The sequence below is a fragment of the Algimonas ampicilliniresistens genome (assembly GCF_030159955.1).
Classification (GTDB): domain Bacteria; phylum Pseudomonadota; class Alphaproteobacteria; order Caulobacterales; family Maricaulaceae; genus Litorimonas; species Litorimonas ampicilliniresistens.
This window is the reverse complement of the sequence record NZ_BSNK01000002.1, coordinates 1,241,922-1,255,657: the sequence shown is the minus strand read 5'-3', so window position 1 is coordinate 1,255,657 and position 13,736 is coordinate 1,241,922. Positions and strand designations below refer to the sequence as shown.

The 13,736-nt window shown below is 54.2% G+C and carries 12 protein-coding genes and 1 tRNA gene; 3 read left to right on the top strand and 10 right to left on the bottom strand.

Annotated features, from left to right (window positions below; translation table 11 throughout):
- Positions 1–106: 106 nt before the first annotated feature.
- A complete protein-coding gene (locus tag QQL54_RS13890) occupies positions 107–586 on the top strand; it encodes an asparaginase (RefSeq protein ID WP_284391863.1) in 480 nt (159 codons plus the stop codon).
- Here QQL54_RS13890 and QQL54_RS13885 read toward each other — a convergent pair.
- Complete coding sequence (locus tag QQL54_RS13885) at positions 583–2,679, bottom strand: S9 family peptidase (RefSeq protein ID WP_284391861.1); 2,097 nt, start codon at positions 2,677–2,679, stop codon at positions 583–585. The genes QQL54_RS13890 and QQL54_RS13885 overlap by 4 nt on opposite strands.
- Before the next feature lie 106 nt (positions 2,680–2,785).
- Here QQL54_RS13885 and QQL54_RS13880 point away from each other — a divergent pair, with 106 nt between their 5' ends.
- Positions 2,786–4,009, top strand: coding sequence for a DUF2336 domain-containing protein (locus QQL54_RS13880; RefSeq protein ID WP_284391859.1), 1,224 nt, complete (start codon positions 2,786–2,788; stop codon positions 4,007–4,009).
- Positions 4,010–4,097: 88 nt separating this feature from the next.
- Here the strand turns inward: QQL54_RS13880 and QQL54_RS13875 are convergent, their stop codons facing one another.
- The 9 genes from QQL54_RS13875 to QQL54_RS13835 form a co-directional block, all read right to left on the bottom strand.
- On the bottom strand, positions 4,098–5,615 hold the full coding sequence (locus tag QQL54_RS13875; protein WP_284391857.1) for a tetratricopeptide repeat protein: 1,518 nt from the start codon (positions 5,613–5,615) through the stop codon (positions 4,098–4,100).
- A gap of 95 nt (positions 5,616–5,710) precedes the next feature.
- Complete coding sequence (locus tag QQL54_RS13870; RefSeq protein WP_284391853.1) at positions 5,711–6,334, bottom strand: energy transducer TonB; 624 nt, start codon at positions 6,332–6,334, stop codon at positions 5,711–5,713.
- Between the two features lie 15 nt (positions 6,335–6,349).
- A complete protein-coding gene (locus QQL54_RS13865; RefSeq protein ID WP_284391850.1) occupies positions 6,350–6,745 on the bottom strand; it encodes an ExbD/TolR family protein in 396 nt (131 codons plus the stop codon).
- A 77-nt stretch (positions 6,746–6,822) separates the two neighbouring features.
- A complete protein-coding gene (locus QQL54_RS13860; RefSeq protein ID WP_284391847.1) occupies positions 6,823–7,242 on the bottom strand; it encodes an ExbD/TolR family protein in 420 nt (139 codons plus the stop codon).
- 12 nt (positions 7,243–7,254) lie between these two features.
- Entirely contained in the window at positions 7,255–7,782 is a 528-nt protein-coding gene (locus tag QQL54_RS13855) for a MotA/TolQ/ExbB proton channel family protein (protein WP_284391845.1), read from the bottom strand.
- A 98-nt stretch (positions 7,783–7,880) separates the two neighbouring features.
- Positions 7,881–9,284 carry a MotA/TolQ/ExbB proton channel family protein gene (locus tag QQL54_RS13850; RefSeq protein WP_284391842.1) on the bottom strand — a complete coding sequence of 468 codons (1,404 nt, stop codon included), beginning with the start codon at positions 9,282–9,284 and terminating at the stop codon, positions 7,881–7,883.
- 20 nt (positions 9,285–9,304) lie between these two features.
- Positions 9,305–10,099 (bottom strand): DUF3450 domain-containing protein, encoded by a 795-nt coding sequence (locus QQL54_RS13845; RefSeq protein ID WP_284391839.1) that lies wholly within the window; start codon positions 10,097–10,099, stop codon positions 9,305–9,307.
- A gap of 36 nt (positions 10,100–10,135) precedes the next feature.
- Positions 10,136–10,987 (bottom strand): DUF3450 family protein, encoded by an 852-nt coding sequence (locus tag QQL54_RS13840; RefSeq protein WP_284391837.1) that lies wholly within the window; start codon positions 10,985–10,987, stop codon positions 10,136–10,138.
- A 286-nt stretch (positions 10,988–11,273) separates the two neighbouring features.
- Positions 11,274–11,349, bottom strand: a tRNA-Gln gene (locus QQL54_RS13835).
- A 268-nt stretch (positions 11,350–11,617) separates the two neighbouring features.
- Between QQL54_RS13835 and sppA the strand changes: the two genes are divergently transcribed.
- Complete coding sequence (sppA, locus tag QQL54_RS13830; protein WP_284391835.1) at positions 11,618–13,432, top strand: signal peptide peptidase SppA; 1,815 nt, start codon at positions 11,618–11,620, stop codon at positions 13,430–13,432.
- Positions 13,433–13,736 lie beyond the last annotated feature (304 nt).

Sequence of the window (13,736 nt, the reverse complement as noted above, 5' to 3'; positions counted from 1 at the left end):
ATTGCTTCACACTCTATATAGGGTGTGATGAAAGCGCGCAAAAGGAGAAGCCACGTTTCTGCAAGGCTGCTCTGTGGCGCATTTATCCTACGTTCAGGAGGCTAAAATGGACGTTCTTATCCTTACAACGGGCGGCACAATTGACAAAGTCCATGACGTGCGCACGGAAACGCTCGTTTTTGACGGCAGCACAGCCGTCTCCGACATTCTGAAATATGGGCGCATTGAGTTTCCGCGCGTCGAAAGTCTCATGTCAATCGACAGTCTGGATATGACGGCTGACCATCGCGACGCGATCCTACGGGCCGTTATAGACGCCCCGGAAAAGAACATTGTGATCACGCATGGGACCGGAACGATGGAACAGACAGCGCAGCATCTGCTCGGCCATGTCCGGGGCAAGACCGTTGTGTTGACGGGCGCTATGCGACCGCAATCGCTGTGGCGTTCCGACGCCGAATTCAACCTCGGCGGCGCATTGATCGCGGCACAAACTCTCCCTCACGGTATTTATGCGGTGATGAATGGCTGCGTCATCCCCGCCCGCGATGTGCGCAAAAACCTGCAGACCGGACGTTTCATCTAAGCTTTGCCCACAGCCCAGAGCGCGAAGGCATATTCCGTCGCCGTTTCCTTAAGCGATTGATAGCGCCCACTTTCGCCCTGATGCCCGGCTTCCATATTCATCTTGAGCAGGATTGGGGCCTCCCCCGTCTGGTGATCGCGCAGTCGCGCCGCCCATTTGGCTGGCTCCCAATAGGTCACACGCGGATCGGTCAGCCCACCCGTAATCAATATGGGCGGGTAGTCCGCCTTCTGAATATTCTCATACGGGCTATAGCTGAGGATCGTCCGGAACGCGGTTTCATCCTCAATCGGATTACCCCATTCCGGCCATTCGGGCGGCGTCAATGGAAGATCCGTATCGCTCATCGTGTTCAGCACATCGACAAATGGTACAGCCCCGATCACGGCCCCAAACAGACCGGGATCTTGATTAAGCGCGGCCCCCACGAGCAATCCACCAGCCGAGCCGCCATGCCCCACTACCTTGCCGCGCTTCGTCCAACCGAGATCAACGAGGGCGTGCCCAACATCAACGAAGTCATTGAATGTATTGATCTTACGGTCCAGCTTTCCAGCTTCGTACCAGCCATAACCCTTGGCCATCCCGCCGCGAATATGCGCTATGGCGTAGACGAAACCACGATCAACCAGACTCAATCGGCCGGTACGAAAGTCCGCCGGAATAGTCAGCCCATATGAGCCATAACCATAGAGCAAAACCGGGTTCGATCCGTCCGGCTTGACCCCTTTGCGGTATAGCAGCGTCACGGGAACGGTCTCCCCGTCCCGCGCCGTAATCTCTATCCGCTCCGTCACATAATCATCCGGGTCATGCCCGCTCGGCACAATCTGACGATGGACTAAGCTGCGTTCGCGCGTCGCCATATCATAGGCATAGACCGAGGCCGGAGTTGTCGGACTGCTATAGCTGTAATGGATCAGCGTCGTATCATACTCATAACCACCGACAAGACCGAGCGAGTAAGCCGCTTCATCCATTTCAATGGCGTGCTCCGTTTTGTCCGCCATGTCGCGGATAACGATACGCGGCAGGGCATTCTCGCGCTCCAGTCGGATGAGGTGACCGGAATAGGCCTCTAAACCCAAGATTAAACACCCGGGCTGGTGATCAATGTAAGAGGACCAACTTGCCGGATCACTTGTCTCGCCCAATGGCGTATTCGTTTGGAATACCGCAAAATCGATCGCGCCATGATCGTTCGACAAAATATACGTCACCCCGCCCTGTGGCGCGACATCATATTCGATACCGCTCCGACGCATCGCAAAGCAGACAGGGTTCGTCTCCGGCCTGTCCATCGGCACGGCCCAGACCTCACTGGTCGTATGATTATGGGCCGAGATAACAATATGCCTGTCATCGTCTGAACTGCCCACGTTCACGAAAAACCCTGGATCGGATTCCGTGAAGGCTGTGTTTGCCGCGCTGGACCTATCAATATCTCGATAGAGGACTTTTGACGGTCTTTGGTTCTCATCGCGCTCGACCCAGAAGAGGGTTTTTGAATCCATCGCCCAGACCAGAGCGCCTGCGGCTGTATCAATACCCGTGAAGTCTGCATCCCCGCCGGAGGCAGGACCAACAAACACTTGGTGGTTTTCAGCCCCCTTTAGATCCAGACCATAGGCAACACGGGCATGATCCGGGCTGTGACTCACATCGCCAACATCGAAAAATCCATCCGCATCCTGACTCAGCGCTTCGGCGTCCAGCAAGGTTTGCGCCGTGCCGCCCTCTCTAGGTTCGCGAATATAGGTGCCATGTTCCTGGCCCGCTTCAAAACGGTGGTAGTACCGCCAAGGACCATGCGGTAGTTTCGTCGAGGACCGGGCGGGTTCCAGTCGGGCCTTCATCTCTTCGAATAGTGCCGTGTCGAGAGCCTTTAATGGGCTCAACGCCGACTCCGTGTAGCGATTCTCTGCCTCTAAATGCGTTCTGATGTCAGATGAGAGTTTCGAGGGGTCGCGTAGCACCGCCTGCCAGTTTGTATCCTTCAGCCATGCATAATCGTCGGTCCATTGATGACCGAAACGACTTTGTTGGTAGGGGCGTTTTTCGGCCTTGGGGGCGTTGGGCGGAGTGTTAGTCATGGCGCGTCGTCTAGGCCGATGGTCACGGACTGTTAAGGGCTTCTGCTTACCCTTTTCATTGGAGGGTCGGTCTTTTGCCGCACCCCAGTCGTAGACCGGACACACAATGTCGTTGCCCGCCCAAGCTTTGGAGTTGGAGCCTGCCCAGCAGGTCGACACGCCCACGGATACCGTGCGTCGTCAATTGTCTCGGCGTCTAGCCGATGCGATCTGCCTACCTGCGTCAAAACTCACCCCCCAAGAACGCCACATGGCGGGCGACGTGTTGGTCGAGCTGCTCCGCTCAACAGAACCCGATATACGTGAGGCCGTAGCCAAACGCCTCGTTATGCTCAACGAAGCGCCTCGGACCATCTTGGTCATTTTGGCTAAGGACAAGATAGAGATTGCCCGGCACGTTTTGGAGAACTCCAAGAGTCTGACCGACTCTGACCTCATCCATATTGCGCGGAAGGTCAAAGAGGACCACCGGAAGGTCATGGCCCAACGTCGTCACATCTCGGACGCCGTCGTCGACGTTCTCGTCGAATTCATGGAAGAGGATGTCGTCGAGACTCTGCTTAAGAATAAAGGGTCGAACCTATCCGACACGGCGATCCAGCGGATCCTGACCATTTCACGATCCCATCAGCCTTATGTCGAACTCTTGGTCAAACGCGATGAGCTACGCCCGAGTCATGGTCTAACCATGTATTGGTGGGCAGATACGTCCAATCGTAGGCGGATTCTGCAACGGTTCGCAGTCACACGACATGTACTGCAAGAGAGCGCCGGAGATTTATACCCGCTCGCCGCACAAGATGGATGGCAAGATGCGGGCGTCCGCAAAGCCCTGCAATTTATCGAACGCCGCCAACGCAACCGCGCAGCCACAGAACGCTCTCCTTATGACAGCCTTGAACATGCGATTGAGGATATTGCGCGCACCGGATTAACGCGCAAAATGACCGAGGAAATTTCATATATGGCCGGGATCAAACCCGCCACAGGCGCGCAAATCCTGATGGATAAGGGCGGCCAGCCCATCGCAATTTTCTGTAAGGCGCCGGGCCTAAAACGTGACCACATGCGGACGCTTTGGAAAGGACTTGGGCGGCAGACCGAAACGCCGGACGGTCAAATAAATCCCGCTTTCGCGCGTGTTCTCGAGACCTATGACACAATCTCAACCGACAAAGCACAGACAGTCTTGCGCTATTGGAACTGGTCGCTGACGGCCTCCCTCAGCCCGGAAGTTTTGAAATATATCCAGAATGGCGTCATACCGCGCGAAGAAGACTTCGGAGCGGCGGCTATAACGGCAGCGCTCGTCTTTTCTCATCGAGGGTGAGTCAGCCAGGCGAAACGTTTGAAAGTCTAATAGGCATAAAAAAACCCAGCCATAGAGGCTGGGTTTATCTTGTGGGCGGTCGAGTGACCTATTCGGTTGTAGTCCGAACATAAAGGGCATCGTAATCCGCTTTGAACTTCATGCACTCTTCATCATCGAGCGCAAACTCGCCGCCAGCAAAGACGATATTGTCATATTCCAGCTTGATTTTTGAGTAGCAGAGTTCCCGCTCGACATTCTTTTCGAACTCACAACGACGTTCAACGGCATCGCGTTCTTCAGACACAAATTTGAGCCACTTACGAGCATTGCGCGATTCGCGTGACCCAGCCGGCACTCTATTGAAGGCTTCGATAGCTTGAGCCCGGATCCGAGTAATGGGGGCATTATCCATTTCTGCTTCCGTCATGGAGCAATCGAGCCGCGGCGCGGTCTGCGTTGAATCATAAATACAGTTTGCAACCTGCATCCAAGATTTACCCGCGTCATAGCCGCGATCAATAGCGCTACGGAACGAGGTTTCAGCCTTACCGCAATCACCTTCGTTAAAATAAGCCTCGCCCAAAGCGGCATAAAGCTTAGCCGAATTTGATTGCTGCGCAGCCTCTTCTAAGATCGGAATCGCTTTCTTATACTCGCGAGCCGTCCGATAATATTTCGACAGCTCTTCAAGATTTTCCGGGGTCCGCTTCACACGACCACTATTCATCTCGCGAGCGAGAATTTGAGCCGCTTGGTATGGCATCTCGTAATAGGAGTAATATTGAATGACTTTTTTGATTTCCCGTTCGTCGGTCATAGCACCGCCGAGATAGAGCATTTTGTTGACTTCAAAGGCGTCCTGTTCACGACCGCCATTGCCCAACATTGACGCCCATGTGTTCCAAAGCGTCTGATCACCCGGCCATTTTTGGATCATCTGTTTGACAATATCAGCCTGACGCTCAGGCATATTGAGATTGTTATAGAGGAAGTTCAGCAAATCAAAATGTTTGCGTTCCTTTGGATTCGCACTGTTGAACCATTTCTCAGCCCAAGGTCGCGCCCGAGCATAGTCTTCGGCTTCCACCCAAGCTTGGACAAGGAGCTCGACATAAGCAGGCTTCTCTTGACCGCCTTGCGCAAGGTAGTTTTCAAGAGCTGTTGCCCCTTCGCGGTACTGACCATTCACGATCATCAACTGGGCAATGACGACCTTGATGTTATCGACTTCGTTCGGCAGTAGGCCACCTGCATTAATGGCGTCCTGAAAGGCGCGAAGTGCGCCTGGTGTGTTGCCGACATCATTATAGCTCTGACCCAGCATCTGATAGATCGTGGATCGTTCATAAGGGTTGAGAGCCACACCAGAACTCAACAATGCATTGAGAACATTGAGCGCTCCCTGCGAATTTTCCGCATTCATCATCTGAAGCGCTTCATTCACTTTTTCGCCGGCCTTGGCTGAGAACTGGCGACCTTCAACAGCTGCCTCTTCATCTTGCGCATAGGCCACATCTAAAGTCGCCGGAGCGATTATGCCGACGCAGGCAATGGCAAACAAGCTCGCTCCTAAAAGCTTTGCGCTTTTCGCTTTGAGGCTCATCGATCTCGGACGAATAGTCATGAACGTCTCCCGTAATCTTGTTTGGGTTTGAGTACGACGCGCTGCGCCGAACCCTCACCGAATAAGCCTTTCGGCTTGTGTCGTGTCAGCCCAATTTACTCGGGAATGACATTGCCCCGCTCATCCGCAAGGCGGAATGTAATCCTTGATTCAACACCGGAGCGACCCACTGGGCGACCGTCTTGAATTTTCGGATTATACTTCCACTTCTGGACCGATTTGACGGTCGGACGTTCGAACAAAGACTGGGTGCAATAGGTCGCAACCACGTCAAATGGCGCGCCCTCAGGGCTCACATTAAAGCGAACTTTGCAATGTCCAGACTTCTCCGCGCGGGGCGGCATGATCGGTGGAATACGAACGAGTGGTTGTGCGTCGCGATCGGACACAGTGATCTGAAACTGCGAGCGATCAATTTCCGGCGCTTCAAATTCTGGAACTGCGCCTTCCAACGACGCGATTGGCTCAGCAGGACGGTCAGCTTTTTGACGTTCAATCTGAGGCGGCGGGGGCGGTGTTTCGATCTTTTTGATCTCAGTAATTTTAGTCTCACGCTCTAGCAGCTTCAAATCTTCAACCTTCGGGTTGATTTCAAAGGATTGTAGATCGAGTTTATCTTGAGGTTTGAATTCCTCAGAAATGAGACTCATCATTAGGACAAAAAGAACAACCGTAACGATTGCAGCGGGGACAATGGCTAACCAGCGTAAAAAACCCATAACGGCCTATCCTTCCTATTCAGTTCCGACCCGGGTGGTCACACCCAGATCTTGGAACAGCTCCTGAACACCCATAACGGTTCCGACGTCTGCATCGCGGTCCGCTTGAATGATGGCATTCGCCTTTGGTGTTTCGTCACGTAGCGCCGTCAAGATCGGACGAATTTCGCCAATCTTGTAAGGTCGCTTATCGATCCAGACATTAGATGCACTATCAACCGCCACTAGAATAGTCGGGTTCCAAGCAACATCCGTTGTCGCCTCAGGCTTTAAGGGCTCAAGGCCGGGAGTTTTAACAAACACCGATGTGACGATGAAGAAGATGAGTAGAATGAAGACGACGTCGAGCATCGGCGTCATGTTCAATTCGGTGCCTTCGTCTTCAAGGACAGTGCGAGAGCGTCGTGCCATAGTGTTACCTTATATCATTTACAAAGCAGCGTGACAAGCGGGTGGCGCAGAATAGTGCGTCACCAGCCAGACAGCCGTTAGGCCGTGTCTTTGACGACTTCGATTTTGGATTGCATGCCGCGTCCATCCAGCCCGTCTTTCAACTGAACAAGGATGTTGTGCTTCGCATCCGGATGGAAGCGCAAGATGACCGATGCACCGGGTTTATCAGCAAGTTGACGTTCGATGCGGGCGAGAACGCCGCCACAGGTCGACCGCAATGAGTCAACTGAACATTGGCTATTTTCGTCGACATAAACGGTAATCGCTGGCGGAGGATTAGTCGGTGGTGGCTGGTCTTCCGGCGGTGGTGGCGGCTGGGTCATATCCAGACCGGTTTCGTCAAGAAAGACAGCCGTCACGATGAAGAAGATGAGCATGATAAACACGATGTCGAGCATCGGTGTCATATCGACATCGGCTTCGTCGTCATTATTTCGGCGGCGGGCGCGTCTCATGGACAGTGCCTCCTAGTAAGCGCCGCGGTCGACGACGAGTTCGTCGGCAAACCGGGCGGTTTCGCGTGCGCTCCAGCGCGGCAAAACAGTGGAGAAGTAAAGACCCGAAAGTGCAGCCATCATACCGGCCATTGTCGGGATGGTCGCCCGGAACACACCACCCGCCATCAAGCGGGCTGAACTGGATCCGGAATAAGCCAACACATCAAACACGTCGATCATGCCCGTTACGGTTCCAAGGAGACCGAGCAGCGGCGCCAGAGCAACCAATGTTTTAATAAGGGCGACGTTGGAAATAGTGCGTTCTTTGACCTGACTGATCATTTCGTCACGGATTGCGAGAGCACGCCATGAAGACCGATCTGTGCGAGCCTCCCATTCGGACCTCAGCCGACTTTTCATCGGCTTGTGAGCCAGAAGATAATAAGCGATCCGTTCGAGAATGAAGGTCCACATCGCGAAAATAACAATCGCAATCGGGATGAGAACGGGGCCGCCCTGTTGCAGAAAGCCTTGAAGGCCGCCGATGATATTGCCCATTGGGTCGTCCTTTCGGGGTCAGTGGAATAGCGGCGAGACAAAAGCCTCGCCACAGGTTCAACCGCAGGTCCGCACAACGTGCGCAGACCTACTTCAAGCTAGATTTTTGTAACCGGAGCTACACCAACCGAGCCAGCGCTGCGCGATTCCACATGACGCGCCACGATACCGGCAGACTGTTCTTCCAGTGTTGACTGGACGGAACGTGCCAGAGAGGCGGCAAAGCTGTGGATGATCAGCAGCGGGATCGCGACGATCAGGCCGAGCATGGTGGTCACGAGGGCCACGGAGATACCGCCAGCCATCAGTTGTGGATCACCAGCACCATAGATCATCATGGCTTGGAAGGTTTGGATCATACCTGTGACCGTACCCAGAAGGCCAAGCAGCGGCGCGATACCAGCGATCAACTTGATGAAGTTCAGGCCGAATTCCAGTTTCGGACTCTCTTGCAAGATAGCTTCGTCCAACTTCAGCTCAACTGTGTCTGCATCCGCATTCCGCGCGCCTTCATAGGCCAGCATAACGCGACCCAGAGCGTTGGACTTAGATGGCTGCGACTTCCGCTTCTGACCAGCAACCGCCATGCGGATGAGGAACAGACGGACAATCAACAGAAGACCAAGAAGACCAGTCACCGCACCCAGCAACATGATGATGTTACCAATGATACCACCCTGTTGAGCACGCTCCCACGGACCAGGACGCAAGTCGAAAGTCTTGAGAAGCTCGCCGCGGGTTGGGTCGATCGGCGCATAAACAACTTCACCTGCACTGGCGTTCAACACGCGATCAGCTGCGGATTGAATGGCGCCACCGGGTTGAGCCGGAAGCAGAGACAGGCGCGGCAAATCTTCGCCGCCTGAGGATGGAGGGTTATATTGAAGGAACTCACCGCCATCTTCTGTGAAGGCGACAAAAGGACCAACGCGCGTCACACCAGTTTGACCATCAATGCCAGCAACTTGAGCGGAGAAACTCGCCACTTTGCGCTGCTCAACGATCTCTTCCAACATTGTGCGCCAGATAGCATTCAAATCAGATGTTGACGGCAAGGCGTCAGATTCTGCAACGCGTCCGAGAACTTCTGTCCGGTTCGGCAGTTGCGCCGTGATCAGTGAGCGATCCAATGTAGATTTGAATTCACCGGCCATTGACCGTGCGAGGCCAAACACTTCGCCGAACTCACCTTGGGCCGCTGTAAGCTCACCCTTAAGTCCGTCGATCTGGTTTTGGTTGGCCGAAAATGTGCTTTCCACGCGACGCGCTTGAGCTTCGAGTTGTGCCAGCTCAGAACGAGCCCGACGCAATTCTTCAGTCTGCTGTGCTGCATTGGATTCGAATTCGCGGACGCGTTGCGTGTTGATCCGATCCTGCTCGGCCGCATCGGCGCGAACCTGGTTAAGCAGTTCTTGTATTGATGTAATCTGCGCGGATGCCGGAGCGGCAACGAGCAGGGCCGAACCCATCAGGGCGGCCATGGCGGATTTATAGAACTTCATGGTCTTGTCTTCCCTGTTGACTAGTTGGCGGCCGTGACGGGCGCGTAGATCACTTCCGGCGCAGCTTGTTCACGAGCAACGCGGATGGTTTGGCGAATTTGGCGAGAATCGACATCATCGAGAGGCACCCAACTGTCGCTGCCTGTGTCATAACGTTTGGCCGAACCATCGCGCTTATCGACAAAGATAAACGAGGTCCGTCCAAACCGGATGAAATCGACGACATTGCCCGGCTCTTCCGGATGAACACCTTCATAGCTTTCCGTGGAATAACCGTAAGTCGCCTCAATCTTATACGCGTTCAAAACCTGACGATATTGCTCGGCAGGCGAAACACTCGGATTTGCAAGAGCGTTCTGAACACGTGTGACGCGCGAGAGGCGCTCAGCTACACGGAAAGGCACATCAGCCTTAATCGCATCTTCAAGCGCAACCGCCATCCGCAACATCATCGGGCTCATGCCCTGCTTGATCTGCTCCACAGTGCCGAGCTGATTGCGAACGGAATTGATCTCCGACGCTTGGCTATCAAGGAAAATTTGCTGCTGCGCGACGAACAATTTGGTGTTGTCGAGCTGTTGCAGAACGGCGCGATATTCGCGAACCGCAGAGCCAGCAGTGTCATCAGCCTCTTCCACTTGGCGCTGAGCTGCAGCAGATGCCGCAGAAGATTGGCGCGCGGCGGAGAGGGCGGTTTCAAGCTGGGCCTGAGCCGGCAGCGCCGCGGTCAGGGCCATAGCCCCGGCGGCGCAGACGAGCCAGGCTCGCTTGGCGTTGGATGTGATCAGCATGGTTTCCTTCCAGGTCTGGTTCATGTCGTTTTCCCGTAATTCTTTTCGTTCACCGATAGGCTAGCTGGCATCAGATCCACCCTCACCGATTTGAATCGGTGCTGTCATAGTTCCAATGGCACTTTCGCCACGCGCAATACGGACGTTCTGGCGAAGACCCAGAAGTTCGGAGTTAGACAGCGGATCCCACTGTTTCGTTGCTTCGTTATAGCGGTAGCCTTCGGAACTATCACGCTCAAGATAGAGCAGCGCCAGACGCCCGAAGTGGATATAGTTGCCGTCGTAAAGCTGAGATTGAAGATCTTCCATCTCAGCGCCTGTGGCCAAAGCCTGACGTTGTTCTTTGTTCAGATCACAGACAGGGGAGTCAGGATCCGCCATGCAGGCCTGGAAGCGGTTGCCCTGCCGGTCGGCAATCGGGCTGACCCCAGAATAAGACCCAACCTGAAGACCGTAAGCTACCTCAAAACCATAAAGCTGCAAAGCGCGGCGATAAACGTCGCTCACAAGCACGTCTTCGGCCTGCAAATCATCCCGTAGATCATCGAGAAGACCGAAACGGCGCTCAATCCGGAACGGCAAATCAGCAACCATAACTTTTTCAAGCTCGGCCACCATTTCGCGTACCATTGGCAGCAACTCCTCGCTCGCACTACTATCGTTAGCCAAAGCCAAGCGAGCAGCGAGCGAGTCGATCTCTTTTTGCTGTTCTGTAAGATAGTATTCGCGCAGCAAGACATTGGTGCGGCGATCAGAAATTTCTTTCAGGACGGATTCATACTGAGACGCGAGCGAAGTCGTCGTCTGAGATTGATCTTGGGCTTGAGCCTGACTGGCCGGAACCGCACCCAGGGCGATCCCAAAACAAGCAGCTGCGCACATGGCAAGCTGCCGGGCAGGTAGGGTTAGCACCACTCACGTCCTCCATTTATTGCCGGCTTCTTTAGGAGCCGTGCGAACGGTCGCCTACACGGACGACTTTTGTTAATCAATCATTACCTCGACCACCTCGCAACGGTTTTTTATAGTTTTTTTCCGTGGACAAGAGCGGCAAAATTTGCCTTGGCACCCGCAAAGAGAATGCTCAGAGCATCCTTATTGTAAACGGACGCGGTTCAGTCAAGCAACGACTCCCGCGCTCGGAAGGTTCCTTAAAACCATAAAATTTTTTAGCGGGAAACCACGTCACGCGTGAGGATGGCTGGGGTGGCTGGACTCGAACCAGCGGTACATGCTACCAAAAAGCATTGCCTTACCAACTTGGCTACACCCCATCAATCCGAACAGTAGAAAGCCGCGGCGCGACTCCTATCCGTCTGTGATGAGCGCGGCTTTTATGAGCGAGTATCAAAAAAGGCAACGGCGAAATCCGACGGATTGCACACGGAATACGCCTTATATCACCTGTGGCGAATCAGACGCCGCCCACGCGACATCATTCATGCCCTGTAAGCGCTCTGTATCCGCCTCTTTCCTTAATCCGTTCGACGTGGCACATATCGAAAAACAGTAAGAAACAACCTTTTTCGAAAGTGAGCATGCGTGGCTGACACTTCTCCTGCCTATTCCTATCCGCAAAAACGACTCAGCGGGACCAAGGTATTTTTCATCACGATCCTAAGTGTGGTGATTGGTCTTTTCGTCTTCTTCTTTCTTCTGGTTATGTTGCTGGCCTCCATCGGAGCAATGGCTGCGGGTTCAGACAAAGTCACCAAGCCGATCGTGCTTGAGATCGACCTTCGCATGCCAATTCTCGACGCTCCAGTTGGTCCAACCCTGTTCGCTGACAGCCCCACATCTATTGTTGGTATTGTACAATCTCTGGACCGAGCCAAGACCGATGACCAAGTCAAAGGCGTCTTCATACGCGGTGAGAGTGGCGGCCTTGCGCCTGCCAGCGCTGAGGAACTCCGCCTGGCGATCCTCGACTTCCGCGCATCCGGGAAATTCGTGGTGACCCATGCCCAGGGCCTGAACAGCACATCCGTTATTCCCTACCACGCCATCAGCGCGTCTGATGAAATTTGGCTGCAAGCGAGCACGTCGATGGCCACAGCTGGCCTCTATTCACAATCCGAGTTCTTTGGCGGCGTCATGGAAAAAATCGACGCCGAGCCACAATTCATTCGTCACGGCGCGTATAAGAATGCCGTCAACACCTATACGGAAGAGGGCTACACACCCGAACACCGCGAAGCGACAGAGAGCCTGATCACGTCTATTTTCGACAATACGGTCGATAATATCGCAGATGATAGAGATCTGCCCCGTGAAGACGTTCTGCGCCTACTGGCCACCGCACCTCACAGTGCGAGCGATGCTCTTGATGCCGGATTAATCGACAAGCTCGGTTATCTTGAAGAGATGAAGGACTGGATCGCCACAAAAGCTGGCGACGAAGACACGGTCTTCAAGTCCATCGCTGATTACAAACCGAAAGGGAATTTCGGCAAACCTGTCATTGCGGTCGTTGAAGGCCAAGGCACGATCCTGCCCGGAAGCGGCGGTGGCGATAATATCTTCTCCCCGACCACGAATATGGGCGGCGACACTTTGGCCGCAGGCTTAGACTCCATAATCGATGACGAAGACGTCAAAGCCGTCGTCTTCCGGATCAGTTCGGGCGGCGGCTCCGCTGACGCCTCTGACCAGATTATGGCTGCCGTGATACGTGTTCAAGACGCTGGCAAACCTGTTGTTATCAGCATGGGTCAATATGCGGCCAGTGGCGGCTATTATATTGCCGCCCCAGCCGATCACATCGTCGCCCTACCCCAGACCATTACTGGATCCATCGGCGTATTTGGCGGTAAAATCGCGCTGGAAGGTGCGTTTGCCAAAATCGGTTACAATATCGACGGCATCCGGGTCGGCGGGGACTATGCCGGCGCCTATAATGTAGATGAGCCTTTCACTGAGGCGCAACTCGCTGGCTATCAACGCACCATGGACAATATCTACAATAACTTTGTCGGTATTGTCGCGGACGGACGAAATATGCCTCGCGAAGCGGTCATTGAAGTCGCTGAGGGCCGAGTTTGGACAGGTGAGCAAGCTTTAGAGCGTGGACTTGTTGATGAGTTGGGCGGCTTTGACACGGCGCTGCGGGCGGCCAAGCGCTTGGCCGAGATGGACGAAGATGCAGACGTCCGCATCAAACGCTTCCCACGCGCAAAGACGCGCGAAGAACTGTTCAACGATCTGTTTTCCGGAACAGTCAGCACTGGGCGTGATTTGGAAACGCTGAGTGCGCTGATCAATATGCCGGAAGTTCAGAACGCTTTGAAAGCCCGTGAAGCCCTCTCCGCACAAGGTCACGAACTGAAGGCGACGCTCCCAGACTTTCTAGAACGCTAACCCTGCGTTAGCCTGCTATAGAGTCCTTAGGGGTCAAATTCGTTGACCCTGTGGTCATCTTGGAATGCACGACAGCAATCCGTTTCGGACCTCATCAACGTGCGGCCTTCACGGAAGGCCGCACGCTGGCTGCTGATTGCGCCACAGTAAAGCTCAAGATTTTAAGCGAATAACCGTCTGGCCTACGCCGCTCACGATAAGCCAATACAAAAGGCGTGACCGTCCTTAGCGGTGACACCTTCTATTAGCGATGACAGTGTCGGTTAGTGAGGGCGCTTGGCCCAGAGGCTCGACCTTCCGCGGT

What these genes read in the sequence shown, in the direction of transcription:
- QQL54_RS13890 (WP_284391863.1), top strand. Translation starts at nt 107, where the DNA reads ATGGACGTTCTTATCCTTACAACGGGCGGCACAATTGACAAAGTCCAT.
- QQL54_RS13885 (WP_284391861.1), bottom strand. Translation starts at nt 2,679, where the DNA reads ATGACTAACACTCCGCCCAACGCCCCCAAGGCCGAAAAACGCCCCTAC.
- QQL54_RS13880 (WP_284391859.1), top strand. Translation starts at nt 2,786, where the DNA reads ATGTCGTTGCCCGCCCAAGCTTTGGAGTTGGAGCCTGCCCAGCAGGTC.
- QQL54_RS13875 (WP_284391857.1), bottom strand. Translation starts at nt 5,615, where the DNA reads ATGACTATTCGTCCGAGATCGATGAGCCTCAAAGCGAAAAGCGCAAAG.
- QQL54_RS13870 (WP_284391853.1), bottom strand. Translation starts at nt 6,334, where the DNA reads ATGGGTTTTTTACGCTGGTTAGCCATTGTCCCCGCTGCAATCGTTACG.
- QQL54_RS13865 (WP_284391850.1), bottom strand. Translation starts at nt 6,745, where the DNA reads ATGGCACGACGCTCTCGCACTGTCCTTGAAGACGAAGGCACCGAATTG.
- QQL54_RS13860 (WP_284391847.1), bottom strand. Translation starts at nt 7,242, where the DNA reads ATGAGACGCGCCCGCCGCCGAAATAATGACGACGAAGCCGATGTCGAT.
- QQL54_RS13855 (WP_284391845.1), bottom strand. Translation starts at nt 7,782, where the DNA reads ATGGGCAATATCATCGGCGGCCTTCAAGGCTTTCTGCAACAGGGCGGC.
- QQL54_RS13850 (WP_284391842.1), bottom strand. Translation starts at nt 9,284, where the DNA reads ATGAAGTTCTATAAATCCGCCATGGCCGCCCTGATGGGTTCGGCCCTG.
- QQL54_RS13845 (WP_284391839.1), bottom strand. Translation starts at nt 10,099, where the DNA reads ATGAACCAGACCTGGAAGGAAACCATGCTGATCACATCCAACGCCAAG.